General features: G+C 73.5%; 20 protein-coding genes. 9 read left to right on the top strand and 11 right to left on the bottom strand.

What is annotated here, in order from left to right; translation table 11 throughout:
- The first annotated feature begins 128 nt into the window (after positions 1-128).
- Positions 129-1,961 (top strand): glycoside hydrolase family 3 protein, encoded by a 1,833-nt coding sequence (locus tag ACZ7LK_RS01135; RefSeq protein WP_471137806.1) that lies wholly within the window; start codon positions 129-131, stop codon positions 1,959-1,961.
- 113 nt (positions 1,962-2,074) lie between these two features.
- Here the strand turns inward: ACZ7LK_RS01135 and ACZ7LK_RS01130 are convergent, their stop codons facing one another.
- The 7 genes from ACZ7LK_RS01130 to speB all read right to left on the bottom strand — a co-directional run bounded on the left by ACZ7LK_RS01130 (position 2,075) and on the right by speB (position 12,300).
- A complete protein-coding gene (locus ACZ7LK_RS01130; RefSeq protein ID WP_471137803.1) occupies positions 2,075-3,493 on the bottom strand; it encodes a S28 family serine protease in 1,419 nt (472 codons plus the stop codon).
- A 93-nt stretch (positions 3,494-3,586) separates the two neighbouring features.
- Complete coding sequence (locus ACZ7LK_RS01125) at positions 3,587-3,994, bottom strand: hypothetical protein (RefSeq protein ID WP_392274639.1); 408 nt, start codon at positions 3,992-3,994, stop codon at positions 3,587-3,589.
- Positions 3,995-4,068: 74 nt separating this feature from the next.
- Positions 4,069-4,452 (bottom strand): hypothetical protein, encoded by a 384-nt coding sequence (locus tag ACZ7LK_RS01120; protein ID WP_471137801.1) that lies wholly within the window; start codon positions 4,450-4,452, stop codon positions 4,069-4,071.
- A gap of 170 nt (positions 4,453-4,622) precedes the next feature.
- Positions 4,623-8,351: an ABC transporter ATP-binding protein gene (locus tag ACZ7LK_RS01115; protein WP_471137799.1), complete on the bottom strand. Its 3,729-nt coding sequence runs from the start codon at positions 8,349-8,351 to the stop codon at positions 4,623-4,625.
- Between the two features lie 147 nt (positions 8,352-8,498).
- Positions 8,499-9,416, bottom strand: a complete 918-nt coding sequence (locus ACZ7LK_RS01110) for a serine hydrolase (protein ID WP_392274872.1) — start codon at positions 9,414-9,416, stop codon at positions 8,499-8,501.
- 116 nt (positions 9,417-9,532) lie between these two features.
- Positions 9,533-11,215, bottom strand: coding sequence for a thiamine pyrophosphate-binding protein (locus tag ACZ7LK_RS01105; protein WP_471137797.1), 1,683 nt, complete (start codon positions 11,213-11,215; stop codon positions 9,533-9,535).
- Positions 11,216-11,319: 104 nt separating this feature from the next.
- The gene (gene speB / locus ACZ7LK_RS01100; RefSeq protein WP_392274635.1) at positions 11,320-12,300 is read right to left on the bottom strand and encodes an agmatinase; all 981 of its coding nucleotides are present in this window, start codon (positions 12,298-12,300) and stop codon (positions 11,320-11,322) included.
- A gap of 166 nt (positions 12,301-12,466) precedes the next feature.
- Between speB and ACZ7LK_RS01095 the strand changes: the two genes are divergently transcribed.
- From ACZ7LK_RS01095 to ACZ7LK_RS01080, 4 genes are all read left to right on the top strand, one after another.
- Positions 12,467-13,885 carry a PucR family transcriptional regulator gene (locus tag ACZ7LK_RS01095; RefSeq protein WP_471137795.1) on the top strand — a complete coding sequence of 473 codons (1,419 nt, stop codon included), beginning with the start codon at positions 12,467-12,469 and terminating at the stop codon, positions 13,883-13,885.
- Between the two features lie 107 nt (positions 13,886-13,992).
- Positions 13,993-15,150: an acyl-CoA dehydrogenase family protein gene (locus tag ACZ7LK_RS01090; protein ID WP_392274633.1), complete on the top strand. Its 1,158-nt coding sequence runs from the start codon at positions 13,993-13,995 to the stop codon at positions 15,148-15,150.
- Positions 15,151-16,053 (top strand): acyl-CoA thioesterase, encoded by a 903-nt coding sequence (locus ACZ7LK_RS01085; protein ID WP_392274632.1) that lies wholly within the window; start codon positions 15,151-15,153, stop codon positions 16,051-16,053.
- A gap of 15 nt (positions 16,054-16,068) precedes the next feature.
- A complete protein-coding gene (locus ACZ7LK_RS01080) occupies positions 16,069-16,536 on the top strand; it encodes a hypothetical protein (protein ID WP_392274631.1) in 468 nt (155 codons plus the stop codon).
- 52 nt (positions 16,537-16,588) lie between these two features.
- Here ACZ7LK_RS01080 and ACZ7LK_RS01075 read toward each other — a convergent pair whose 3' ends face one another.
- From ACZ7LK_RS01075 to ACZ7LK_RS01060, 4 genes are all read right to left on the bottom strand, one after another.
- Positions 16,589-17,356 (bottom strand): phosphatase, encoded by a 768-nt coding sequence (locus tag ACZ7LK_RS01075; protein ID WP_471137792.1) that lies wholly within the window; start codon positions 17,354-17,356, stop codon positions 16,589-16,591.
- A 97-nt stretch (positions 17,357-17,453) separates the two neighbouring features.
- Positions 17,454-18,080, bottom strand: a complete 627-nt coding sequence (locus ACZ7LK_RS01070) for a pentapeptide repeat-containing protein (RefSeq protein WP_471137790.1) — start codon at positions 18,078-18,080, stop codon at positions 17,454-17,456.
- Entirely contained in the window at positions 18,046-18,804 is a 759-nt protein-coding gene (locus tag ACZ7LK_RS01065; RefSeq protein ID WP_471137788.1) for a pentapeptide repeat-containing protein, read from the bottom strand. The genes ACZ7LK_RS01070 and ACZ7LK_RS01065 overlap by 35 nt, the downstream gene beginning before the upstream one ends.
- A 72-nt stretch (positions 18,805-18,876) precedes the next feature.
- Positions 18,877-19,467, bottom strand: coding sequence for an SACE_7040 family transcriptional regulator (locus ACZ7LK_RS01060; protein WP_392274628.1), 591 nt, complete (start codon positions 19,465-19,467; stop codon positions 18,877-18,879).
- Between the two features lie 76 nt (positions 19,468-19,543).
- Between ACZ7LK_RS01060 and ACZ7LK_RS01055 the strand changes: the two genes are divergently transcribed.
- Genes ACZ7LK_RS01055 through ACZ7LK_RS01040 form a run of 4 tightly spaced genes read left to right on the top strand, consistent with a single transcriptional unit; the run spans position 19,544 to position 25,336 of the window.
- Positions 19,544-21,160, top strand: a complete 1,617-nt coding sequence (locus ACZ7LK_RS01055) for a carboxyl transferase domain-containing protein (protein ID WP_471138594.1) — start codon at positions 19,544-19,546, stop codon at positions 21,158-21,160.
- A gap of 7 nt (positions 21,161-21,167) precedes the next feature.
- Complete coding sequence (locus ACZ7LK_RS01050) at positions 21,168-23,222, top strand: acetyl/propionyl/methylcrotonyl-CoA carboxylase subunit alpha (protein ID WP_471137786.1); 2,055 nt, start codon at positions 21,168-21,170, stop codon at positions 23,220-23,222.
- Entirely contained in the window at positions 23,219-24,172 is a 954-nt protein-coding gene (locus ACZ7LK_RS01045) for a hydroxymethylglutaryl-CoA lyase (protein WP_392274626.1), read from the top strand. Before ACZ7LK_RS01050 ends, ACZ7LK_RS01045 begins: the two co-directional genes overlap by 4 nt.
- Before the next feature lie 3 nt (positions 24,173-24,175).
- Positions 24,176-25,336, top strand: coding sequence for an acyl-CoA dehydrogenase family protein (locus tag ACZ7LK_RS01040; protein ID WP_392274625.1), 1,161 nt, complete (start codon positions 24,176-24,178; stop codon positions 25,334-25,336).
- The last annotated feature ends 46 nt before the right edge of the window (positions 25,337-25,382 follow it).

The raw sequence follows: 25,382 nt of genomic DNA, 5'->3' as shown, positions 1-25,382 counted from the left end.
CGCGGCGCCGGTGGCGGCCCCGCCCCTTTCCGGCGCGGTGCGTCCAGGTCCTTGACCTGGCAGTTACTTTCCGGCTATCCGTGACTCCTTGGAAGTTTCCTTCATCCGCATGGCCGGAAGGAGCACCGATGCACCACCGCGCCACCGCCGCCTCCCCCTCCTCCCCCTCCAGACGCACCCTCCTCACCGTCACCGCCGCCGCCGCGGCGGCCGCCGCCACCGGGGCCACCACCCCCGCCCGGGCCGACGCGGACGACCGCCGCCTCGCGCGGCTCGTCTCCCGGATGAGCCTGGAGGAGAAGGTCGGCCAGCTCTTCGTCATGCGGGTGTACGGGCACTCCGCCACCGCCCCCGACCAGGCCGACGTCGACGCCAACCTCAAGGAGATCGGCGTCCGCACCGCGGCCGAGCTGATCGCCAGGTACCACGTCGGCGGCGTCATCTACTTCTCCTGGGCGCACAACACCCGCGACCCGCACCAGATCGCCGACCTGTCCAACGGCATCCAGCGCGCCGCGCTCGACCGGTCCGTGCCCGTCCCGGTGCTGATCTCCACCGACCAGGAACACGGCATCGTCGCCCGGATAGGGGAACCCGCCACCCTCATGCCCGGGGCCATGGCGCTCGGCGCCGGCGGCTCCCGCTCCGACGCACGCCGGGCCGCCCGGATCGCGGGCGCCGAGCTGGCCGCGCTGGGCGTCCGCCAGAACTACGCCCCGGTCGCCGACGTCAACGTCAACCCGGCCAACCCGGTCATCGGCGTACGGTCCTTCGGCTCCGACCCGCGGGCCGTCGCGGGCCTGGTCGCCGCCCAGGTCGGCGGGTACCGGCGGGCGGGCGTCGCCGCCACGTCCAAGCACTTCCCCGGACACGGCGACACGTCCGTCGACAGCCACTACGGCCTGCCGACCATCACCCACACCCGTGAGCAGTGGCAGGCCCTCGACGCGCCGCCGTTCCGGGCCGCCATCGCCGCCGACATCGACTCGATCATGACGGCGCACATCGTGGTCCCCGCCCTCGACCCGGCCGAGGACCCCGCCACCCTCTCCCGCCCCATCGTCACCGGCATCCTCCGGGAGGAACTCGGGTACGACGGCGTCGTCGTGACCGACTCGCTCGGCATGGAGGGCGTCCGCACCAAGTACGGCGACGACCGGGTGCCCGTCCTCGCCCTCAAGGCGGGCTGCGACCAGTTGCTCAACCCGCCGAAGCTGTCCGTGGCCTACGAGGCCGTCCTGGCGGCCGTACGGAGCGGCGAACTCGGCGAGGACCGGATCGATGAATCGATTCTCCGCATCCTCCGCCTCAAGGCGCGGCTGGGCCTCTTCCACCAGCCGTACGTCACCCACGCCGCCGTCGACCGCACCGTCGGCAGCCGCTCGCACCTGGCCGCCGCCGACCGGATCGCCGAGCGGACCACCACCCTGCTGCTCAACGAGGGCGGCCTGCTCCCGCTGGACAGCACCGAGCGGCCGAACCTCCTGGTGGTCGGCGCCGACGTCGCCTCCCCCACCGGCACGACCGGCCCGCCGACCGCCACCCTGGCCGCCGCGCTCACCGAACTCGGCTTCACGACCACGGTCCTGCCCACCGGCACCGCGCCCGGCGGCGCGAAGATCGACGAGGCGGTGGCGGCCGCGGCCGGCAAGGACGCCGTGGTCGTGGGGACGTACAACGTCTCGGCGACGAGCGGCCAGCGCACACTGGTGTCCCGGCTGGCCGCCACCGGCGTCCCCGTCGTCACGGTCGCCATCCGCAACCCGTACGACATCGCCCGCCTCAGCGGCCAGCGGGCCACGCTCGCGACCTACTCCTGGACCGACGTCGAACTCCGCGCCGCCGCCCGGGTCATCGCCGGCCGGGCCCGCCCGGAAGGGCGGCTGCCGGTCCCGGTGCAGCGCGCGGACGATCCGGCCCAGGTGCTGTACCCGGTGGGGTACGGCCTGACGTACCGGTAGCGGGAGGTCCCCCGACCGGTCCGCCCCGGAGCCGGCGCCGCCGGGGGCGGCGGTGGGCCGCGCGCGCCGCCGGTGAGCGGCGCGCGCGGCCCGGGGCCCGGGGGCCCGCCGGTTCACGGGCGCAGGGCCGGCTCCCGCTCCAGGTCCCGCTTGTCCAGGCGCGGGTCGTACGAGCTCAGCGGCGCGGCGCGCTGCGGGTCGGCCGGGGCGACGCCCGCCCAGGCCAGGATCCGGGCGGTGGCCTTGGTGCGCTCGTCCTCGGTCAGGCCCGCCACGTTGGCACCGTGGTTGGCGCCCGGCGCGGTGAGGACGTAGGAGTCCCGGGCGCCCTTGTCGACGCGGAACCGCTCGGAGCCCCACGGGTCGTTGCCGCCGTACACGAAGAGCATGCCGCGCGCCCGGGTCCGCACCCAGGTGTCGACGTCCCGCATCACCCACGGCTCGAACCGCACCGGGATCTCACGCGGCACGAAGTTCCGGGCCGGCTGGTAGCCGTACCGGGTCAAGCCCTTGAGGTGGGGCTGGCGCAGGCTGGGCGAGCCGAGCTGGGTGGCCGCCTGGTAGTAGTACGGGGTGTACGGCTCCAGGCCCTGGTCGCTGTAGGCGGACCAGCCCGAGTAGGTGTCGATCGTGTCGTACACGGCCTGGTCGGTGGCGGTGGCGGCGTCCGGGACCGAGGCGCAGTCGGCCTCGGTGTGGTACTGCCAGAAGCCCCAGACGAAGTCGAGGACGACCGCCTCGTACGCCTTGTCCAGGCCGCCGACGGTGGTGAAGGTCGCGCCCTCGGCCTCGGCCCAGGCGCGGTACTTCTCCTGGAGCGGCGCGCGGCGGACCAGCGCCTCGCGCTGGAGGGCGTCGAGCCGGTCCCGGCACTCCTTGGTGGACACGGTCGCGAAGAACCGGTCGTACGCCGAATCCTCCTTCTCCACCACGTCGTTGGGGGCGACGTACGCGACGACGCCGTCCATGTCACGGGGGTAGAAGCGCTCGTAGTACGTGGCGGTCATGCCGCCCTTGGACGCGCCGGTGGCGAGCCACTTGCGGTCGTAGACCTTCTTCAGCGCGGTGAAGATCCGGTGCTGGTCGGAGGCCGCCTGCCAGATGTCCAGCTTCGACCAGTCGGCCGGCTGGGGGCGGGAGGGGGTGAAGAAGCGGTACTCCAGGGAGACCTGGTTGCCGTCCACGATGCGGGTCGGCTCGGAGCGCCCGGGGCGGGTGCTGACGGCGTACCCGCTGGTGTGGAACACGGTGGGGCGGGCGGTGTCCTTGTGCAGCAGGGTGAAGCGCTGCTCGAAGGTGCCCTTGGAGCGGTCGCGGTGGTCGACCGGCTGGGTGTAGGTCAGGACGAAGTAGCGGTAACCGGGGTAGGGCTTCTCCTCGACGAGGGTCATCCCGGGGATGGCCAGGATGCGGTCCTTGATATCGGTGGCCGTACCGCTGTCGGCGGTACCGGCGGCGGTGGCCGTGCCGGCCGCGCTCACGGTGCCTATGAGCACCATGAGTGACAGCAGCCATCTGAGCGCCTTGCGCATGCACCCTCCACGTGGGTTCGCTGTGGTCGCCGCGAACCTAGTGGGACCAACGCGCCTGCCGCCAGCCCCTGTTGCGCCGGGCCGGCGGGCGGGTCAGCAGAGGATCCAGCCCGTGGAGGCGCCCTTGCCGGCGACGGCGCCGGACGCGCGGACGCAGCGGTTGAGGGCGTGGACGGTCACGGGACCGGCCTGCCGGGTGAAGGAGCCCGCGTCGACGGCGGCCCGCCCGCCGCGCGGCTGGATGGACACCGACATCACGCGGCGGGCGCCCGGCTTGGCGGCGAGGGTGACGGCGCACGCGTACTGGCGGTTCTTGTACACCCGCAGCTCGCCCGTGCGGAAGGTCATGGTCTTGACGAGGCGTCCGGTGCAGGCGGTGGCCGCCGCGTCGGCGCGCGGGGTCCCTGGTCCGGCCAGGACGAGGAGCCCCGCGGCGACCAGCACCGCGAGTATGTGCACGAGCAGTCGCCCTGTCCCGGCCGTGACCGTCCCATCGAACACGTTCGCTCCTCTTCGCCGTACGTGCGTACGTGCGTACGACGCACCGGGGGGCCGAACGGTTGCCCCGTCCCGGGTCACGCGTGGCTCAGGATCACCATCAGCGCCAGCGCCTCACTGCCGAGCTGGGCACGGAAGGCGCCCTTGCGCACGGTGTCCGTCCACCCGCCCCGGTCGGGCGTGCACAGCGCCACCGCCCACAGCACGGCCGCGGCCAGCGCCCCGTACGCCCACACCTGCCCCGGTACGCCCACGCACTGGTCCCCGCCCTGGAGGACACACCCGGACGCCCGCTCGGAGAACAGCGTGAGGAACCCGACCAGCGCACAGGCGGGCAGGAACGCCACGGCGGCGATGGTGGCGCGCACCCGCACACGGACGGCGGGGCGGGAGGGCGCGGAAGGGCGGGAGGGCGCGGAAGGGCGGGAGGGGACGGAGGGGCGGGCCGGTTCGGTGTTCATGCCCCCATCCCACCGCCCCCGGCCACCGCCCGGATGGGCCCCGCTACTCAGTCCCCCGGGCGCGGGTACTCAACGTCCCGGTCTCCGGCCCCGGCGTCGCGGGGCCGGGGCGGGCGTCGCGGGACCGGGCGTCCCGGGCCGGCCGGGACCAGGCGTCCCGGGCCCCGGGGTCAGGCGGTGGGGGCCGGGGCCTCGGCGGGGGCCTCGCCGATGAAGGTGCGCCACAGCTCGGCGTACCGGCCGCCACGGGCCAGCAGCTCGTCGTGCGTGCCGTCCTCGGCGACCCGGCCGTGGTCCATCACGACCACCCGGTCCGCGCGGGCCGCCGTGGTGAGCCGGTGGGCGACCACCAGGGTGGTGCGGCGCCCGGCGAGGCGGTCGGTCGCGGCGTTGACCTGCGCCTCCGTGGCCAGGTCCAGCGCGGCGGTGGCCTCGTCGAGCAGCAGCACGTCCGGGTCGACCAGCTCGGCGCGGGCCAAGGCGATCAGCTGCCGCTGGCCCGCCGAGAGGTTCCGGCCGCGCTCGGCGACCTCGTGGAGGTACCCGCCGTCCAGCGTGGCGATCATGTCGTGGGCCCCGACCGCCCGCGCGGCCGCCTCCACCTCCGCGTCGGTGGCCTCCGGCCGCCCGTAGGCGATGGCGTCCCGGACCGTACCGGCGAAGAGGTACGCCTCCTGGGGCACGACCCCCAGCCGGTGCCGGTACGCGGTGAGGTCCAGCTCCCGGAGGTCGGTGCCGTCGGCGGTGACCCGGCCGGAGGTGGGGTCGTAGAACCGCGCGACCAGCTTGACCAGCGTCGACTTGCCGGCGCCCGTCTCGCCGACGAAGGCGACGGTCTGCCCGGCCGGGATGCGCAGGTCCACCCCGCTCAGGGCGTCGCCTTCCCCGTCGCCGACGGCATTCCCGTACCCGAACGACACCTTCTCGAAGGCGATCTCGCCCCGCAGCGAGGGCACCGGCAGGGGCTCGGCGGGGGCCGCCGTGGACGTCTTCTCGCGCAGCAGCTCCTGCATCCGCCCCAGCGAGACGGACGCCTGCTGGTAGCCGTCGAAGACCTGCGAGAGCTGCTGCACCGGGGCGAAGAACAGGTCGATGTAGAGCAGGTAGGCGACCAGCGCGCCGGTGGTCAGCGTCCCGGCCTCCACCCGCCCGGCGCCCACGATCAGCACGGCGGCCGCCGCCACCGACGACAGGAACTGGACGAAGGGGAAGTAGACGGAGATCAGCCACTGGCCGCGCACCCGGGCGGCCCGGTACTCGGCGCTGCGCGCCGCGAACCGCTCCGTGCCGGACCGCTCGCGGCGGAACGCCTGCACGATCCGCAGCCCCGACACCGACTCCTGGAGGTCGGCGTTGACGACGCTGATGCGCTCCCGCGCCAGCTCGTACGCCTTCACGCTGGACCGGCGGAAGAAGACCGTGCCGACCACCAGCACGGGCAGCGTGGCGAAGACGACCAGCGCGAGCTGCACGTCGATCACGACGAGCGCGACCATGATGCCGAAGAAGGTCACCAGTGACACGAACGCGGTGACGAGCCCGGTCTGGAGGAACGTCGACAGGGCGTCGACGTCCGTCGTCATCCGGGTCATGATCCGGCCGGTCAGTTCCCGCTCGTAGTAGTCGAGCCCGAGGCGCTGGAGCTGCGCGAAGATCTTCAGGCGCAGCGCGTACAGCACCCGCTCACCGGTCCGGCCGGTCATCCGGATCTCACCGGTCTGCGCCGCCCACTGCACCACCACCGTCGCCAGGGCCAGCCCGGACGCCGCCCACACCGCGCCCAGCGCGGCCTGCTCGACGCCGTCGTCGATGCCGTGCCGGATCAGGATCGGCAGCAGCAGGCCCATGCCGGCGTCGGCTGCCACCAGGAGCAGGCTCACCAGCAGCGCGGCGCCGAAGCCGCGCAGCAGCTGGCGCAGTCCGTACGACTCCTCGGGCGTGACCGCCCGCGCCTCGTCGACCTCCGGGGTGTCCGTCGCCGGCGGCAGCGCCTCGACCTGGGCGAGGAGCTCGGGCGTGGCGCCCGGGGCGGCCGATTCGGCGGCCGGCTCGTTCCGCTCCCACAGCGCGGGCGTGATGCCCCGCTCCGCGTCGAACTCGGCGTCCAGCTCCTCGCGGACCGTGCGGTCCTCGGGCATCTCCAGGGCCGGGGCGTGGCCGGGCGAGACGCCGCCCAGCTCGTCCGGGTCGGTCAGCAGCCGCCGATAGAGGGCCGAACGCCGCTCCAGCTCCTCGTGGGTGCCGATGTCGGACAGCCGCCCGTCGTCCAGGACGGCGATCCGGTCGGCGAGGTTCAGGGTGGAGCGCCGGTGGGCGACGAGCAGGGTGGTGCGCCCGGCCATGACGGACCGCAGCGCCTCGTGGATCTCGTGTTCGACGCGGGCGTCGACCGCGGAGGTGGCGTCGTCGAGGACCAGCAGCCGCGGGTCGGTGAGGATGGCGCGGGCGAGGGCGATGCGCTGGCGCTGGCCGCCGGAGAGGGTCAGGCCGTGCTCGCCGACCGTGGTGTCGTAGCCGTCGGGCAGGTCGCCGATGAAGCCGTCCGCCTGGGCGGCCCGGGCGGCGGCGCGGATCTCCTCGTCGGTCGCCTCCGGCCGGCCGTAGGCGATGTTGGCCCGGACGGTGTCGGAGAAGAGGAAGCTGTCCTCCGGTACGAGGCCGATGGCGGCCCGCAGCGAGTCCAGGGTCAGCTCCCGCACGTCGTGGCCGCCGATGAGGACGGCGCCGCGCGTCACGTCGTAGAACCGCGGCAGGAGCAGCGAGACGGTGGACTTGCCGCTGCCCGAGGAGCCGACGACGGCGACGGTCTCGCCGGGGCGGATCTCCAGCGAGAAGCCGTCGAGGACCGGGCGTCCGTCCTCGTACGCGAAGGAGACGTCGTCGAACTCGACGCTCGCGGGGGCGCCGGCGGGCAGCTCCTTGGTGCCGTCGTCGATCACCGGCTCGGTGTCGATGAGCTCCAGGACCCGCTCGACGCCGGCGCGGGCCTGCTGGCCGACGGTGAGGACCATGGCGAGCATCCGGACCGGGCCGACGAGCTGGGCGAGGTAGGTGGAAAAGGCGACGAACGTGCCGAGGGTGATCTGGCCGCGGGTGGCCAGCCAGCCGCCGAGAGCCAGCATGGCCACCTGCCCGAGCGCGGGGACGGCCTGGAGGGCGGGGGTGTAGCGGCTGTTCAGTCTGATGGTGCGCATCCGGCCGGCGAACAGCTTGCGGCTGGCCCGGCGGATCTTGCCGGTCTCCTGCTCCTCCTGGCCGAAGCCCTTGACCACGCGTACGCCGGTGACGGCCCCGTCGACCACGCCCGCGACCTGCGCGGCCTGTGCCTGGGCGTACCAGGTCGCGGGATGCAGGCGGGTGCGGCTGCGCTTGGCGACGACCCACAGGGCGGGGGCGACGGCGAGCGCGACGAGAGTGAGCGGCAGCGACAGCCACGCCATGACGACGAGGGAGATCAGGAAGAGCAGGAAGTTCCCGATGGTCATCGGGAGCATGAAGAGCAGGCCCTGGATGAGCTGGAGGTCGCTGGTGGCGCGGCCGACGACCTGCCCGGTGGACAGCTCGTCCTGGCGGCGGCCGTCGAGCCGGGTGATGGTCCGGTACATGTCGGTGCGCAGGTCGTGCTGTACGTCGAGGGCGAGGCGGCCGCCGTAGTAGCGGCGGACGTACGTCATCACGTACACGGCGACGGCGGCGGCGATCAGCAGTCCGGTCCAGACGGCGAGGGAGCGGGTCCCGTCGCCGATGACGTCGTCGATGACGACCTTGGTGATCAGCGGGACCAGCGCCATGACGGCCATGCCCCCGAGGGACGAGCCGAGCGCGAGCACCACATTGCGCCGGTACCGCCAGGCGTACCCGGACAGCCGTCGTGCCCATCCTTGCTCTGCCGCCACCACGTGGTGCCTCCCGTTCCGACCTCTGGTCAGATGACCTGATCTTCCGGAAGGCACCAACGCGGGCGCGGACGGATTTCATCCCTCCGCAATGATCGGCCCTTGGTCCTAGGACCGGGGCCGGAGCCGCGGCGGTGACGCGGCCGGGGGTCAGCGGGTGGCGGTCACCAGGTCCTGGGCGGCGCGGCCGGGCACGGCCGGGACGGCCTCCTGCGGGGCGGCGGGCGGGACGAAGGAGTCGCTCCGGGCGGCCGTCGGGTTGAGGTCGGCGTGGACCACCCGGGCGACGGCCTGGATGGTGTTGATGCCGTCCTGCATCGCCGCGTTGTCGTGCGTGAGCACGGTGAGCTGGTAGTTGTGCGCGGTGCCGGTGAAGGCGCCGATGGAGTGCACCCGCCAGCCGTGGGTGGCCCGCGGCAGCCAGCCGTTCTTCACGTGGACCTTCGCGGTGGCGGGCGCTCCGGCGGGGGTGCCCCAGCGCTGCGAGGGGATGACGGCGTTCATGAGCTGGAGGATGTAGCCGCGGGAGGCGTCGGTGAGGACGGTGTTCTTCGCGGTGATCAGCGCCAGCAGCTTCTGCTGGTCACGGGCGGTGATCTGGGTGAGCCCCCAGTAGCCGCCGGACCCGGGGACGGTCCTGGTCATGCCGGCCGCGGTCAGGAAGCCCTTGACCTTGGTGACGCCGAGCTGCTTCCACAGCGCGGTGGTGGCGTCGTTGTCCGACTTTGTGATCATGGCGGTGGCGCGGGACTTCTCGGTCGCCGTCAGCGCCCGCTTCGTCTTCTGCGCGTCCCACAGGAGGGTGGCGAGCACGGTCGTCTTGACCACGCTGGCGGAGTCGAACTGGGTGTCGGGCCGCAGGACGCAGCTCGTCCTGGTGATCCGGTCGTTCACCAGGATCGCGGTGGTGGACTTGCGGCCGGCGAGGGCGGCGTTGATGTCCTTGACCAGCTTGGCGGCGAGACCCGCCTTCTGGGACGTGCACGCCACGGCCGGCGTCACGGCGGCGGCCGGGGTGGCGGTGGCGGCGGTCGGCAGCAGTACCCCGAGGGCGACCGCGGCGCACACGGCCCCGCGCCGGCGGCGGGATATGGAGAGTCGGTTCACGCATCAGATGACCCGGCAGCGCGCGAAAAGTTGTACGTGCGGGGACCATCGGTTCGACGGGACCCGCGCGACGTCCGTCACAGGTGCGTCGGCGCGAACATCCTGAGCCGGGCCGGCAGCACGACCACCGAAGGCCCGGGCGCGGCAAGGGCCTTGGCGAGGTCGCCGGCCAGCGCCTCCGGAGTGGTCCGCACCGCCGGGACGCCGAACGACCCGGCGAGCGCGACGAAGTCCGGACCGGTCAGCTCGGTGCCGGTGGCCTCGCCGAAGGCGTCCGTCATGTACTCGCGGAGGATCCCGTAGCCGCCGTCGTCGACGATCAGCCAGGTGACGTCCAGCCCGTACTGCCGGGCCGTGGCCAGCTCGGCGATCGAGTACATGGCGCCCCCGTCGCCGGAGACCGCCAGCACCGGACGAGTGGGGTCGGCCGCCGCCGCGCCGAGCGCCGCCGGGAAGCCGTAGCCCAGGCCGCCGGCGCCCTGCGCGGAGTGCATGGTGTTCGGGCGGCGGGCGTCGAAGGCGGACCAGGCCCAGTAGGCGAGGATCGTCATGTCCCAGAAGCTGGGCGCGTCGTCCGGGAGCGCGGCACGAACGGCGGCCAGCACCTCCCGCTCCAGGGCCAGGTCCTGGCCGTCGATCCGGTCCCGCACCCGGTCCAGCACCGTACGGACCCGGACGGCGGCCGTGTCGTCCCGCCGCTCCTCCACGGTCTCCAGCAGCGCGGACAGCGCGAGGCGGGCGTCGGCGTGGATGCCCAGGGCCGGATGGTTGGCCTCCAGCTTGCCGGCGTCCGCCTCGATCTGGATCACCCGGCCGCGCGGGGCGAACGTGTGGTAGTTCGACGACAGCTCGCCGAGTCCGGAGCCGACCACCAGCAGGACGTCGGCGTCCTCCAGGAAGTCGGTGGTGTGCCGGTCCTCCAGCCACGACTGGAGGGACAGCGGATGTTCCCAGGGGAAGGCCCCCTTGCCGCCGAAGGTCGTCACGACGGGCGCGGCGATCCGCTCGGCCAGGGCCCGGAGCTTGCCCGAGGCGTCGGCGCGCACGACACCACCGCCCGCGACGATCGCCGGCCGCTCCGCGTTCGCCAGCAGGTGGGCGGCGAGCGCGGTGAGCTCCGGACGGGGCGGCAGCTCCTCGGGGGTGGCGTCCACGGCGGTGACCACCGGCAGGACGGTCTCCGCCACCAGCACGTCCTGCGGGATCTCCACCCAGACCGGGCCGTGCGGCGCGGTCAGCGCCGACTCCCAGGCGGCGGCGATCGCCGAGGGGATCTGCGACTGCGCCCGCACCGTGTGCACCGACTTGACGACGTCCCGGAACGAGGCCTGCTGGTCGCGCAGCTCGTGCAGGTACCCCCGGCGCCCGCCGCCCAGCCCGGCGACCGGGACCTGGCTGCCGATGGCGAGCACCGGCGCGCTCGCGGCCGCCGCCTCCTGGAGCGCCGCCAGCGACATCAGGGCGCCGGGGCCGGTCGACAGCAGCAGCGGCGCGGCCTCACCGGTGATCCTGCCGTACGCGTCCGCCGCGAAGCCCGCGTTGTTCTCGACGCGCAACCCCACGTACCGCAGCGTCGAACGGCGCAGCGCGTCGAACACGCCGAGCGCGTGCTGGCCCGGCAGCCCGAACACCGTGGTGGCCCCCAGCCCGGCCAGCGTCTCGACGACGAGGTCCCCGCCGGTGCGGCCGGCCGGCGGGTTCAGCGCGGCCGCGGTCTGCGCGGGGGTGGGCCGCAGCACGAGGTCGTGGTCGTGGGTCACGGTGTTCCTTTCGGGCTCGGTTCTCCTCCGGGGCGCGCCGGGCGTGCGGGCCGAGGGGCTGGACCTCATGGTTCCGTACCCGCGGAGCCCGGCGCGCCGGGGGCCTACTCCGCGGCGGAGGCGCGCTGCGCGGCGATCTGGCGGGACATGATCGTCGTGAGCTCGTACGCCGTGTGGGAGGCGGCGACCGAGGTGATCTCGGCGTGGTCGTACGCCGGGGCGACCTCGACGACGTCCGCCGAGACCAGGTTGCAGGAGGCCAGGCCGCGCAGGATCTCCAGCAGCTCGCGGGAGGTCATGCCGCCCGCCTCGGGGGTGCCGGTGCCGGGGGCGTGGGCCGGGTCGAGGCAGTCGATGTCGATGGAGATGTACAGCGGGCGGTCGCCGATCCGCTGGCGGAGCTGGTCGGCGATCTCGTCGGCGCCGCGCCGGTAGACGTCGGCCGAGGTGACGATGCCGAAGCCCATCTTCTCGTCGTCGGTGAGGTCCTGCTTGCCGTACAGCGGGCCGCGCGTACCGACGTGGGAGAGCGCCTCGGTGTCGAGGATGCCCTCCTCGACGGCCCGGCGGAACGGGGTGCCGTGGGTGTACTCGGCGCCGAAGTAGGTGTCCCAGGTGTCGAGGTGGGCGTCGAAGTGGAGCAGGGCGACCGGGCCGTGCTTCTTGGCGACCGACCGCAGCAGGGGCAGGGCGATGGTGTGGTCGCCGCCCAGCGTCATCAGGCGGGCGCCGGTGCCGAGGAGGTCGTCGGCGGCGGCCTCGACGGTCTCGACCGCCTCGTTGATGTTGAACGGGTTCACGGCGATGTCGCCGCCGTCCGCGACCTGGGCGAGCGCGAAGGGCGAGGCGTCCTGCGCCGGGTTGTAGGGGCGCAGCAGGCGGGACGCCTCGCGGATGGCGTTGCCGCCGAAGCGGGCGCCGGGGCGGTAGGAGACGCCGGAGTCGAAGGGCACGCCGATGACGGCGACGTCGGCGGTGCCCACCTCGTCGAGCCGCGGCAGCCGGGCGAACGTCGCGGGACCGGCGTACCGCGGGACGCGGGACGAGTCGATGGGGCCGCGCGGCGTCTCGGGGGTGCTGCTCATGATCGGTTGGCCTTCTTTCGGTCGTCTCGTACTGCTGGTGCCGGTATGCACGGGTGTGCACTGCTTCGAGTGTGCATGGCCGGTCGGAAAGACCGTAGGTGGCCGGGACGCGACGCTGAAGTGTACGTTTCCTCCATTGTTCGCCCGCTGTATGGAGGAAGCGTCCATGACGGACCCCGTCGCCGGGCTGGCGCCCGCCCCACCGGCGCCGACCGTCCCGCTGAGCGCGCTGCTCGCGCGGGAGGATCTGGGCCTGCGGCTGATCGCCGGTCCGGCGGAGGCCGAGGTCCACTGGGTGCACGCCTCGGAGATGGCCGACCCCTTCCCGTACCTGCTGGGCGGCGAGCTGCTGATGACGGCGGGGATGCAGTTGTCCGACCCCGAGCGGTACGTGCGGCGGGTCGTCGAGGCGGGTGCGGCGGCGCTCGGTTTCGGCGTGACGCCGGTGTACGACACGGTGCCCGGGGAGCTGGTCGCGGCCTGCGCCCGGCACGGGCTGCCGCTGCTGGAGGTGCCGCCGAGGACGCCGTTCGCGGCGGTGGGGCGCGCGGTGTGGCGGCTGATGGCGCAGGCCCGCCACCGGGAGCTGCGCCGGGTGACGGAGGCCCAGCAGTCGCTGGCCACCGCGGCGGCACGGCCCGACCCGGTGCCCGCCGTGCTGCACGCGCTGGCGTCCCGGCTGGCGGGGCGGGCGGTGCTGTACGCGCCGGACGGGGCGGAGTACGCGGCGGCCGGCCGGCCCCCGGAGCCCCGGGTCGCGGCGACCCTCGCCCGCCTGGCCCGGGTGCCGCACACGGGCTCGCGCCCCGCGTCGGCGGCGGACACCGTGGGCGGGGCCCATCTCGCCGCGTACGCCCTGGGGGGCGGCCAGGGCCTCACCCTGGGCCTCGCCACGGGGCGCCGGGAGGCGGGCGACCACACGATCGCGGGCGTGGCGGTGGTCCTGCTGTCGCTGCTCACCGCCCCGCACCAGGGCGCCGACGAGGCCACGCGGTCCACCGCCCTGGTACGCCTGCTGCTGGGCGCGGCTCCCGGCGAGGTCGCCCCGCTGCTGGGTGAGGCCCCGTGGACCGTGGTGCACGCGCGCGGTGAGGGCGCCCCGCCGCACGTCCCGCCGCCGCTGGGCACGCCCCTGGTGGACGTCCGGGAGGGGACCGTACGGGCGCTGTTGCCGGCCGGGCGGGAGGTCGCCCCGCACCCGGGCTGGACCCTGGGGGTGAGCGCCCCGGTGGAGCCCGCGCAGCTTGGAGCAGCCGACGTCCAGGCGGCCCGCGCCCTCGGCCGGGCCCGGGCGGCGCACCTGCCGCTGGCCCGGCACCGCGCCGGCGGCCTCGGCGCCCTGCTGGACCCGGACGAGGCGGCCGCGTACGGGCGCGGGCTGCTGGCCCCGCTGACCGAGCCTCTGCCGGAGACGCTGCGGGCGTGGCTGTCGCTGCACGGCAACTGGGACCGCACGGCCACCGCCCTCGGGGTGCACCGCAACACGGTCCGGCAGCGGATCGCCCGGTGCGCGGCGCTGCTGGACGCGGACCTGGACGACCCGGAGGTGCGCATGGAGCTGTGGTTCGCGCTGCGGTGGTTGTGACGTGAACGACCCTGGACAGCCGCGGTGACTGCCCGGTAACTTCGTCTGAGCAAGCGCTTAGCCAGATCCAGCGCGACCGTAGCCAGCGACACCACGAGGAGGCGTCCGTGCGCCGTACCGTATTCGACGAGGACCACGAGGCGTTCCGGGAGACCATTCGCGCCTTCATCGAGGCCGAGGTCGTCCCCGTCTACGACGAGTGGTTCGCGGCGGGCCAGGCGCCGCGCGACTTCTACTACAAGCTCGGCGAGCTGGGCGTCTTCGGCATCAACGTGCCGGAGGAGTTCGGCGGCGCGGGTCTGGACACGCACAAGTTCGAGGCCGTCCTGTACGAGGAGACCTCGCGCGCGGGCGTCCAGTTCGGCGGCTCCGGCGTGCACGTGCTGCTCGCCCTGCCGTACATCAAGATGCTCGCCACCGACGAGCAGAAGAAGCGCTACCTGCCGAACTTCGTCTCCGGCGAGGAGATGTGGGCGCTGGCGATGACCGAGCCGGGCACCGGCTCCGACGTCGCGGGCATGAAGACCACGGCCAAGCTCTCCGAGGACGGCACGCACTACGTCCTCAACGGCGCCAAGACCTTCATCACCGGTGGCGTCCACGCCGACCGCGTGATCGTGTGCGCCCGTACGTCCGCCCCCAGCGAGCAGGACCGCCGCTTCGGCATCTCGCTCTTCGCGGTGGACACCAAGTCCGAGGGCTACTCCATCGGCCGCAAGCTCGACAAGCTGGGCCTGAAGACCTCCGACACCGCCGAGCTGGCCTTCGTCGACGTCAAGGTCCCGGTCGAGGACCTGCTCGGCGAGGAGGGCAAGGGCTTCTACTACCTCGGCCACAACCTGGCCTCCGAGCGCTGGGGCATCGCCTTCGGCGCGTACGCGCAGGCCAAGGCCGCGGTGCGGTTCGCCCAGCAGTACGTGACCGAGCGCACGGTCTTCGGCAAGCCGGTCGCCCACTTCCAGAACACCAAGTTCGAGCTGGCCGCCTGCCAGGCCGAGGTGGACGCCGCCGAGGCCGTCGCCGACCGCGCCCTGGAGGCCCTGGACGCGGGCGAGCTGACCCCGGCCGAGGCCGCCAGCGCCAAGCTCTTCTGCACCGAGGTCGCCCACCGCGTCATCGACCGCTGCCTCCAGCTCCACGGCGGCTACGGCTACATGAACGAGTACCCGATCGCCCGCCTGTACGCGGACAACCGTGTCAACCGGATCTACGGCGGCACCAGCGAGATCATGAAGTCGATCATCGCCAAGTCGATGGGTCTGTAAGTGCCCGAGGCTCTGGACGCCCTGCTCGATCTGCTCGACCTGGAGCGGATCGAGCAGGACATCTTCCGGGGCGTGTCCCGGTCGGCCCTCGTCCCGCGCGTCTTCGGCGGCCAGGTGGCCGCGCAGGCGCTGGTCGCGGCCGGCCGGACCGTACCCGAGGACCGTCCCCCAAGCTCTCGGCTTCGCTCGAGCAGGGGGGTCCCCCACGCCCACTCCCTGCACGCGTACTTCCTGCGCGCCGGGGACCCGGGCGCGCCGATCGTCTACACCGTCGACCGCATCCGGGACGGCCGGTCCTTCACCACCCGCCGGGTCGTCGCCGTCCAGCACGGGCAGCCGATCTTCCACCTCTCGGCGTCGTTCCAGACGTACGAGGAGGGGCTGGAGCACCAGGCGGAGATGCCGGCCGCGCCCGACCCCGAGAGCCTGCCGACGGCCGCCGAGATGCTGCCGCGCCACCTGCCCGCGGACGTCGCCGACCGGCTGATCGAGGCGCGGGCGGCGGTGGACCTGCGGTACGCGGAGGTGCCGCCGTGGGGCAGCGTCGGCGAGCCGCGCGAGCCGCGCTCCCAGGTGTGGTTCCGGACCAACGGCAAGCTCGCCGACGACCCGCTGCTGCACGTGTGCCTGGCGACCTACGTCTCCGACATGACGCTGCTCGACTCGGTCCTCCTCGCCCACGGGCGCGGCGGCTGGGCGGTCGGTGACGTCGTCGGCGCGTCACTGGACCACGCCATGTGGTTCCACCGCCCCTTCCGGGCGGACGAGTGGCTCCTGTACGACCAGGAGTCCCCCTCCGCCTCGGGCGGCCGCGGCCTGGGCCAGGCCCGCATCTACACCCAGGACGGCCGGCTGGCCATCTCCGTCATCCAGGAGGGCGTGGTGCGCGTCCCGCGCGGGTGAGGTTTTCTTGGCGTCATGGAGACACTGACGGGGGGAACGGCCCTGGCCCTGGCGGGAGTTCTGCTCGGCACCCTGGGCACGCTGGTGGGCCAGCATCTGGCGACCCGGGTCGAGAACCGCCGCCACCAGTGGGAGCGGGCCGCCACCGACCGCGCGGAGCGCAAGGCGGCCATCATGGACTTCCTCGGCTCGGCGCAGCGGATCGAGCTGGTCCTCGACAGCAGGAGCCTCGGCCTGTCGGACGCGTGCGGCACCGACGAGGAGGCGCTGCACGACCTCTGGCTGGCGACGAAGGCCGTCGAACTGGTCTGCGCTGACGGGACGGCACTGGCCGCCCAGGAGTACGCCGAGGCGCTCCACGCGCGCGTGCGGGGCGGCACCGGGAGCCCGGCGGTGCCCGCCAAGCGGGAGCGGCGGGCCGCGTTCATGGAGGCCGCCCGCGGTGAGCTGAGCGGCCGCCGGAAGCGGGCGGTCACCGGCTGAGCGGCCGCCGGAAGCGGGCGCTCACCCGCTGAGCGCCCGGCGCCGCCCCGTCTCAGAGCAGCCCGGCCGCGTCCAGCAGGTACGCCGTCATCGGCTCGTAGTAGCGCGGGTCGACGACGTGGTCGTCGAGCGGCACGGTGACCTGCATGGTGCCCTCGGCCTCGCCGATGAACAGGGCGGGGTCGTTGCAGTCGGCGTACCCGACCGAGTCGATGCCCCGCTGGCCGGCGCGGCCCGCCCAGCCGTGGTCGGCCACGACCAGGTCCGGCTGGACTTCCAGGTGGTCGAGGATGGCGTTCATCGGCTCCGGCGAGTGGGTGTGCCACAGGCTGGCGCCCCGCTCGAAGACCGCGACGCCGGCGAACTGCACCACGTACCCCTCGTCGGCGACGAGCCCGCCGGGGATCCGCACGATGTCGCAGCCGGCCGCCCGCAGCGCGGCGGCGGTGCTGCTGTGCACGTCCAGCAGCGCGCCGGGGTGCCCGGTGGCGAACAGCACCCGCTGCCGGCCGGCGGCGGCCTTGCGCAGCCGCGCGGCCATCCGCTCCAGGCCGTCGACGGTCAGCTCCGGGTCGATGGTGTCCTGCCCGGCCCGGTGCGCCGGATCGTCGTTCACCCCGCACCGCTCGGCCATCACGGCGAGCACGTCCTGCTCGTCGGTCCACCGGTCCCCCAGCTCCAGACCGAGCCAGTAGTGGCGGTCGCCGTTCGCGAGCTTGCGGTAGTGGGAGAGGTTGTTGTCGCGGGGCGTGGCGACGTCTCCGGCGATCCGGGTGCGGACGAGGTGCTCGACGAGGGCGGCGCGGCTGGGTATCGGCATGGCCCCATTGTGCCGCGCCGCCACCGTCGGTGGCCGCGTCATTCCGCCCCGTGGACGTGGCGCGCGCCTCAGGCCGCCGGGGGCTCGCACCTGTCGGTCAGCGAAGGGACGCCGGGAGGCCCTTGGCGCCGGTGAGCTTCGCTCCCGCGAGGCGGGCTCCGGACAGCTTCGCCCCGGTGAAGTCGGCCTTCCTGAGGTCGGCCTTCCTCAGGTCGGCCTTGCGGAGATCCGCCTTGGTGAGGTCCGCCTTCGCCAGGTCGGCGCCGGTCAAGTTGGCACTTCGGAGGTCCGCTCCTGCGAGGTCGAGCCCGGTGAGCCGCGCCCGGGAGAGGTCCGCACCCCGCAAGGTGGCGCACGATCGCACATCGCGTTCTGTGCCCGGGCTGGCCGGCGCGTCGCCTACGGTCAGCTCCTGCGCAGTCAAGCACAGGGTGGCCTGGGTGAGGTTAGCGCCGGCCAGACCCGACCCGGCCAGATCGGCGCCGACCAACACCGTTCCGGTCAAGTCCGCACACAGTGCGAAACGGCAGAACCAGCTCTTGCCGAGGTTCGCATCGAACAGGTTGGTATCGCGGAGGTCCGCGCCATCGAGGGAGGCGCCGCGGAGATCCGCAGTATCCGCCTGCGCACCACGCAGGTCGGAACCGTCGAAGGTCGCGCCCCGGAGGTCCGCACCGCCGAGGTAACTGTCACGGAGAGTGGCACCGTTCCGCCTGCGCACCACGCAGGTCGGAACCGTCGAAGGTCGCGCCCCGGAGGTCCGCACCGCCGAGGTAACTGTCACGGAGAGTGGCACCGTCGAAAACGGCCTCGCGGAGGTAGCCGTTGCTGAGGTTAGCGCCACTGAGATCCGCTCCCGTCAGGATCGCCCCACCCCACCGAACGGTCTCCTCACCCTGGAACGCGGGCTGCCACCCCCTCAGGTCCGTGCGGCTCAGGTCGACGAGCTCCTGCTGTTCGTGTCCGGGAGGACGTCGGCTAAGGACCTTCATCGCCGCGTCGATGTCCGCGGGAACGGGCTTCTGTGCCCCGCCGGCCCTCACCGGGGCGTGCCGGCGCACGTACGCCGAGACGACCGAGACCACAGTCGGATGGTCGCGGGTGGAGTCGTGCATGAGGCGCTCCAGCGCGTAGAGCCCGCCCAGGCGCACGTCCTCGGAGTCCGAGCCCAGGTTGCCGATGGCCGCGTTGAACCTGCTGGTGACCTGGCCCTGCTCGCCGAGCCGGAGTTCCTTGTTCGCCTGCCCCACCTGCATCCAGGTGAACAGGAGCGCCGCCAGCGCCGCGAACCCCGGCAGGCTGAGGAGCAGCAACGAGATCCAGGCGGTCCCGTCACGGCCCGCCGGGCGCTCCGCACCGGTGGGGTGCCGGCGCCGCTTCCGGCGCCGGCTCGCAGCCCGCCGGTGAGCGATCCGGGCGAGCCTGCCATGGGCCGGTCCTCTCTGCACCCGGCCCATGCCACACCCCCTGGCGCGGGGTACGGGAGGCGCCACACCGTGCGGACCCCCGGCCGTTCCCCCTCAGGCCGCCGGGGGCTCACCCAGGGAGCCGAACGCACCGTGGGCAAGGCGGCGCAGCAGGGCCTCCATGGCGGTGCGGCCGAGAAGGCCGATGTGGGGGGTGGAGTTGAGCAGGCCGAACACGGCGTGGACGGTGGCCCTGGCCTCCGCCTCGGGGGGCGCCGGGTACAGCTCGCGGACCACCGTGACCCACAGCTCCAGGTACTGCCGCTGGAGCTGGCGGACCCTCTTGCGGTCGCTCTCCCGGAGGCGGTCCAGCTCGCGGTCGTGCAGGGTGATCAGGGGGCGGTCGTCGAGCGCGAAGTCGATGTGCCCGTCGATGAGCGACCCGAGGAGCGCCCCGGGGTCGCCCGCCGCCTCCCGTACGCGTCGCCGGCCGCCGTCGAGGAGCCGCTCGCTGATGCCGACCAGCAGCTCGGCCAGCATGGCGTCCTTGCCGGGGAAGTGCCGGTAGAGGCCGGGACCGCTGATGCCGACGGCGGCGCCTATCTCGTCGACGCCCACACCGTGGAAGCCGCGCTCGGCGAAGAGGCGTGCGGCCTCCTTGAGGATCTGTTCGCGGCGCGTCGGGGCGTCGGTCCTGGTGCTCATGGATTGATTCTAGACAAGGCGGTTAGCGGTCGTTAACCTGATGGACACACGTTAACGGTCATTAACTGGGGGCATGATGCAGCAGGCGCCCGTGCTGACCAGCACGGCAGATCCGGCCTCCGCCGCCTGGCAGGCAAACGAGGCGGCGCACCACGAGCTGGCCGAGGGGCTGCGCGCCCGGCTGGCCGCCGCCCGGCTGGGGGGCGGTGAGAAGGCCCGCGCCCGGCACACCGCGCGCGGGAAGCTGCTGCCGCGCGACCGCGTCGACACCCTCCTGGACCCCGGCTCCCCGTTCCTGGAGCTCGCCCCGCTGGCGGCCGAGGGGATGTACGACGGCCAGGCACCGGCCGCCGGGGTGATCGCCGGAGTGGGCCGGGTCGCCGGCCGCGAGGTGGTCGTCGTGGCGAACGACGCGACCGTCAAGGGCGGCACGTACTACCCGATGACGGTCAAGAAGCACCTGCGCGCCCAGGAGGTGGCCCTGGAGAACCGCCTCCCGTGCGTCTACCTGGTGGACTCGGGCGGCGCCTTCCTCCCCAAGCAGGACGAGGTCTTCCCCGACCGGGAGCACTTCGGGCGGATCTTCTACAACCAGGCCCGCATGTCGGGCGCGGGCATCCCGCAGATCGCCGCCGTCCTCGGCTCGTGCACGGCCGGCGGGGCGTACGTCCCGGCGATGAGCGACGAGGCCGTGATCGTCCGCAACCAGGGCACGATCTTCCTGGGCGGCCCGCCGCTGGTGAAGGCCGCGACCGGTGAGGTCGTCACCGCCGAGGAGCTGGGCGGCGGCGAGGTCCACTCCCGGACCTCCGGCGTCACCGACCACCTCGCGGAGGACGACGCGCACGCGCTGCGGATCGTGCGGAACATCGTCTCCACGCTCCCCGCCCGGGGCCCGCTGCCCTGGCCGGTGGAGCCGGTCGAGGAGCCCAAGGTCGACCCCGCGGGGCTGTACGGGGCGGTGCCGGTCGACTCGCGCACGCCGTACGACGCGCGGGAGATCATCGCGCGGGTCGTGGACGGCTCGCGGTTCCAGGAGTTCAAGTCCGAGTTCGGGCAGACGCTGGTCACCGGCTTCGCCCGGGTCCACGGCCACCCGGTGGGGATCGTCGCCAACAACGGCATCCTGTTCGCCGAGTCCGCCCAGAAGGGCGCCCACTTCATCGAGCTGTGCGACCAGCGCGGCATTCCGCTGCTGTTCCTCCAGAACATCTCCGGCTTCATGGTCGGCCGGGACTACGAGGCGGGCGGCATCGCCAAGCACGGCGCCAAGATGGTCACCGCCGTCGCCTGCACGCGCGTGCCGAAGCTGACGGTCGTCGTCGGCGGTTCGTACGGCGCCGGCAACTACTCGATGTGCGGCCGGGCCTACAGCCCCCGCTTCCTGTGGATGTGGCCCAACGCCAAGATCTCCGTGATGGGCGGCGAGCAGGCCGCCTCCGTCCTGGCCACCGTCAAGCGCGACCAGATCGAGGCGCGCGGCGAGTCCTGGTCCGCCGACGAGGAGGAGGCGTTCAAGGACCCGATCCGCGCGCAGTACGAGCAGCAGGGGAACGCCTACTACGCCACGGCCCGGCTCTGGGACGACGGTGTGATCGACCCGCTGGAGACCCGCCAGGTGCTGGGTCTGGCCCTGACCGCGTGTGCCAACGCCCCGCTGGGTGAGCCCGGCTTCGGCGTCTTCCGGATGTGAGGGACTGATGTTCACGACTGTTCTTGTCGCCAACCGGGGCGAGATCGCGGTCCGCGTCATCCGTACGCTGCGGACGCTCGGCATCCGCTCGGTCGCGGTCTTCAGCGACGCGGACGCCGACGCCCGGCACGTACGGGAGGCGGACACGGCGGTGCGGATCGGGCCGCCGCCCGCCGGCGAGAGCTACCTGCGTGTGGACCGGCTGCTGGAGGCGGCCGCCCGCACCGGCGCGGAGGCCGTCCACCCGGGATACGGCTTCCTGGCGGAGAACGCCGCCTTCGCGCAGGCCTGCGAGGACGCCGGTCTGGTCTTCATCGGGCCGCCGGCCTCCGCGATCGCCCTCATGGGCGACAAGATCCGCGCCAAGGAGACCGTGAAGGCCGCCGGCGTGCCGGTGGTGCCCGGCTCCTCGGGAAGCGGGCTGAGCGACGACGAACTGGCGGCGGCCGCCCGTGAGATCGGCATGCCGGTGCTGCTGAAGCCCTCGGCGGGCGGCGGCGGCAAGGGCATGCGCCTCACCCGGGTCGAGTCGGCCCTGATGGACGAGATCGCGGCCGCGCGCCGCGAGGCGCGGGCGTCGTTCGGCGACGACACGCTGCTCGTCGAGCGGTGGATCGACCGGCCCCGGCACATCGAGATCCAGGTGCTGGCGGACGGGCACGGCAACGTCGTGCACCTCGGCGAGCGCGAGTGCTCCCTCCAGCGCCGGCACCAGAAGATCATCGAGGAGGCCCCCTCCGTCCTGCTGGACGAGAAGACCCGGGCCGCGATGGGCGAGGCCGCCGTCCAGGCGGCCCGCTCCTGCGGCTACCGGGGCGCGGGCACCGTGGAGTTCATCGTCCCGGGCGGCGACCCGTCCGCCCACTACTTCATGGAGATGAACACCCGGCTCCAGGTCGAGCACCCGGTCACCGAACTGGTCACGGGCGTGGACCTGGTGGAGTGGCAGTTGCGCGTGGCCGCCGGCGAGCCGCTCGGCTTCACCCAGGACGACATCGCGCTCACCGGCCACTCCATCGAGGCCCGCCTCTGCGCGGAGGACCCCTCCCGGGGCTTCCTGCCCTCGGGCGGCACGGTGCTGGCGCTGGCCGAGCCCTCGGGCGACGGGGTGCGGACCGACTCGGGCCTGAGCGAGGGCACCGAGGTGTCCAGCCTGTACGACCCGATGCTGGCGAAGGTCATCGTCCACGGGCCCGACCGCCCCACCGCGCTCCGCAAGCTCCGGGCGGCCCTCGCGGACACGGTCACCCTCGGCGTCCCGACCAACGCCGGTTTCCTGCGCCGGCTCCTCGCCCACCCGGACGTCGTGTCCGGCGACCTGGACACCGGGCTGGTGGAGCGGGACGCCGAGGGGCTGGTCCCCGGGGGCGTACCGGAGGAGGTGTACGCGGCGGCCGCGCTGGTGCGGCAGGCGGAGCTGGCCCCGCCCGCCGGCCCCGGCTGGACGGACCCGTTCTCGGTGCCGAGCGCCTGGCGCCTCGGCGGCGCCCCCGCCTGGACGGCCCACCACCTCCGGATCCCGGGCCACGAGCCCGTGACCGTGCGGGTGCGGGGCACCGCCGGGGACGCGGAGCTGCTGCTGCCGTCCGGCGACGGCGGGGCGGCGGACGAGGGAGCGGGAACCACCGGCGCCCCGGCGGCCGGGGCGTCGGCGTCCGCCGGGCGGCGGGCCCGGCTGGTGGCGCTCACCGCGAGCACCGCCACCGTCGAGGTGGACGGCCTCACGCACGCCTTCCACCGCGCCGGGAGCTGGCTGGGCCGGGACGGGGACGCCTGGAACGTCCTGGACCACGACCCGGTGGAGGCCTCCCTCGGCCGGTCGGCGCACGCCGGGGCCGACTCGCTGACCGCCCCCATGCCCGGGACGGTCACGGTCGTGAAGGTCGCCGTGGGCGACGAGGTGACGGCCGGACAGGGGCTGGTGGTGGTCGAGGCCATGAAGATGGAGCACGTCATCTCCGCCCCGCACGACGGCACCGTCGCCGAGCTGGACGTCACGCCCGGGACCACCGTCGCCATGGACCAGGTGCTCGCCGTGGTGGTTCCCAAGGAGGAGCGATGACCACCGGACTGCCCATGACCGTGCCCGCGCCGGGGCTGCCCGCCCGTGTGCGGATCCATGAGGTCGGTGCGCGCGACGGCCTCCAGAACGAGCAGGGTGTCGTCCCGACCGAGGTGAAGGCCGAGTTCATCCGGCGCCTCGCCGGCGCCGGACTGACCACCATCGAGGCGACCAGCTTCGTCCATCCCAAGTGGGTGCCCCAGCTCGCCGACGCCGAGCGGCTGTTCCCGCTCGTCAGCGACCTCGAAGGGGTGCGGCTGCCGGTCCTCGTGCCGAACGAGCGCGGTCTCGACCGGGCGCTGGCGCTCGGGGCGCGGGAGGTGGCCGTGTTCGCCAGCGCCACCGAGTCGTTCGCGAAGGCCAACCTCAACCGCACGGTCGACGAGGCGCTCGCCATGTTCGACCCGGTCGTCACCCGCGCCGTCGAGCACGGCCTCACCGTGCGCGGCTACCTCTCCATGTGCTTCGGCGACCCCTGGGAGGGCCCCGTCCCGGTCGACGAGGTCGTCCGGGTCTGCCGGCGGTTGCGGGACATGGGCTGCGACGAGCTGAGCCTGGGCGACACGATCGGCGTGGCCACCCCTGGCCACGTCACCCGGCTGCTGACCGCGCTCAACGAGGCGGGCGTCCCGACGGACGCGCTGGCCGTGCACTTCCACGACACCTACGGCCAGGCGCTCGCCAACACCCTCGCCGCCCTCCAGCACGGCGTCACCACGGTCGACGCCTCCGCCGGCGGCCTCGGCGGCTGCCCGTACGCCAAGTCCGCCACCGGGAACCTCGCCACCGAAGACCTCGTGTGGATGCTCCACGGCCTCGGCATCGACACCGGGGTCGACCTCGGCCTGCTCACCGCCACGAGCGTGTGGCTGGCCGGACAACTGGGCCGTCCCAGCCCGTCCCGCACCGTCCGCGCCCTCGGCGGCGCGGCCTCCCACAAGGAGTCCTGAGTCATGTCCCTGGACCACCGGCTCTCCCAGGAGCACGAGGAACTGCGCCGCACCGTGGAGGAGTTCGCCCACGAGGTCGTCGCCCCGAAGATCGGGGACTTCTACGAGCGCCATGAGTTCCCGTACGAGATCGTCCGCGAGATGGGGCGGATGGGCCTGTTCGGCCTGCCCTTCCCCGAGGAGTACGGCGGCATGGGCGGCGACTACCTCGCCCTGGGCATCGCCCTGGAGGAGCTGGCCCGGGTCGACTCGTCCGTCGCCATCACCCTGGAGGCGGGCGTCTCCCTCGGCGCGATGCCGGTGTACCGGTTCGGCACCGAGGAGCAGAAGCGGGAGTGGCTGCCGCGCATGTGCTCCGGCGAGATCCTGGGCGCGTTCGGGCTGACCGAGCCGGAGTGCGGCTCGGACGCCGGCGGCACCCGCACCACGGCCGTGCGGGACGGCGACGAGTGGGTCATCAACGGCTCGAAGTGCTTCATCACCAACTCGGGCACGGACATCACGGGCCTGGTCACGGTCACCGCCGTCACCGGCCACAAGGACGACGGCCGCCCGCTCATCTCCTCCATCATCGTCCCCTCCGGCACCCCCGGCTTCACGGTCGCCGCGCCCTACTCCAAGGTCGGCTGGAACGCCTCCGACACCCGCGAGCTGTCCTTCTCGGACGTACGCGTCCCGGTGTCCCATCTGCTGGGCGAGGAGGGGCGCGGGTACGCCCAGTTCCTCCGCATCCTCGACGAGGGCCGCATCGCCATCTCGGCGCTGGCGACGGGCCTGGCCCAGGGCTGCGTGGACGAGTCGGTGAAGTACGCCAAGGAGCGGCACGCCTTCGGGCGGCCCATCGGCGACAACCAGGCCATCCAGTTCAAGATCGCCGACATGGAGATGCGGGCGCACATGGCGCGCATCGGCTGGCGGGACGCCGCCTCCCGGCTGGTGAGCGGAGAGCCGTTCAAGAAGGAGGCGGCGCTGGCGAAGCTGTACTCCTCCACGGTCGCGGTCGACAACGCCCGTGAGGCCACGCAGATCCACGGCGGCTACGGCTTCATGAACGAGTACCCGGTGGCCCGGATGTGGCGGGATTCCAAGATCCTGGAGATCGGCGAGGGCACCAGTGAGGTCCAGCGCATGCTGATCGCCCGGGAGTTGGGCCTGTCCGCCTGACCTCCCGTACGTCCGGCGGGGCCGCCGTCACCCGGTGACGGCGGCC

The sequence above is a fragment of the Streptomyces sp. NPDC039423 genome (genome assembly GCF_055598725.1).
Note: the sequence above shows the minus strand (reverse complement) of the source record. Positions and strands in the feature narration are given on the sequence as shown.

Bases quoted from the DNA above. Each gene is read 5' to 3' on its own strand.
- ACZ7LK_RS01080 (WP_392274631.1), top strand. From the start codon at position 16,069: ATGGAGACACTGACGGGGGGAACGGCCCTGGCCCTGGCGGGAGTTCTG.
- ACZ7LK_RS01120 (WP_471137801.1), bottom strand. From the start codon at position 4,452: ATGAACACCGAACCGGCCCGCCCCTCCGTCCCCTCCCGCCCTTCCGCG.
- ACZ7LK_RS01075 (WP_471137792.1), bottom strand. From the start codon at position 17,356: ATGCCGATACCCAGCCGCGCCGCCCTCGTCGAGCACCTCGTCCGCACC.
- ACZ7LK_RS01095 (WP_471137795.1), top strand. From the start codon at position 12,467: ATGACGGACCCCGTCGCCGGGCTGGCGCCCGCCCCACCGGCGCCGACC.
- ACZ7LK_RS01130 (WP_471137803.1), bottom strand. From the start codon at position 3,493: ATGCGCAAGGCGCTCAGATGGCTGCTGTCACTCATGGTGCTCATAGGC.
- ACZ7LK_RS01055 (WP_471138594.1), top strand. From the start codon at position 19,544: ATGCAGCAGGCGCCCGTGCTGACCAGCACGGCAGATCCGGCCTCCGCC.
- ACZ7LK_RS01135 (WP_471137806.1), top strand. From the start codon at position 129: ATGCACCACCGCGCCACCGCCGCCTCCCCCTCCTCCCCCTCCAGACGC.
- ACZ7LK_RS01060 (WP_392274628.1), bottom strand. From the start codon at position 19,467: ATGAGCACCAGGACCGACGCCCCGACGCGCCGCGAACAGATCCTCAAG.
- ACZ7LK_RS01040 (WP_392274625.1), top strand. From the start codon at position 24,176: ATGTCCCTGGACCACCGGCTCTCCCAGGAGCACGAGGAACTGCGCCGC.
- ACZ7LK_RS01045 (WP_392274626.1), top strand. From the start codon at position 23,219: ATGACCACCGGACTGCCCATGACCGTGCCCGCGCCGGGGCTGCCCGCC.
- ACZ7LK_RS01050 (WP_471137786.1), top strand. From the start codon at position 21,168: ATGTTCACGACTGTTCTTGTCGCCAACCGGGGCGAGATCGCGGTCCGC.
- speB (WP_392274635.1), bottom strand. From the start codon at position 12,300: ATGAGCAGCACCCCCGAGACGCCGCGCGGCCCCATCGACTCGTCCCGC.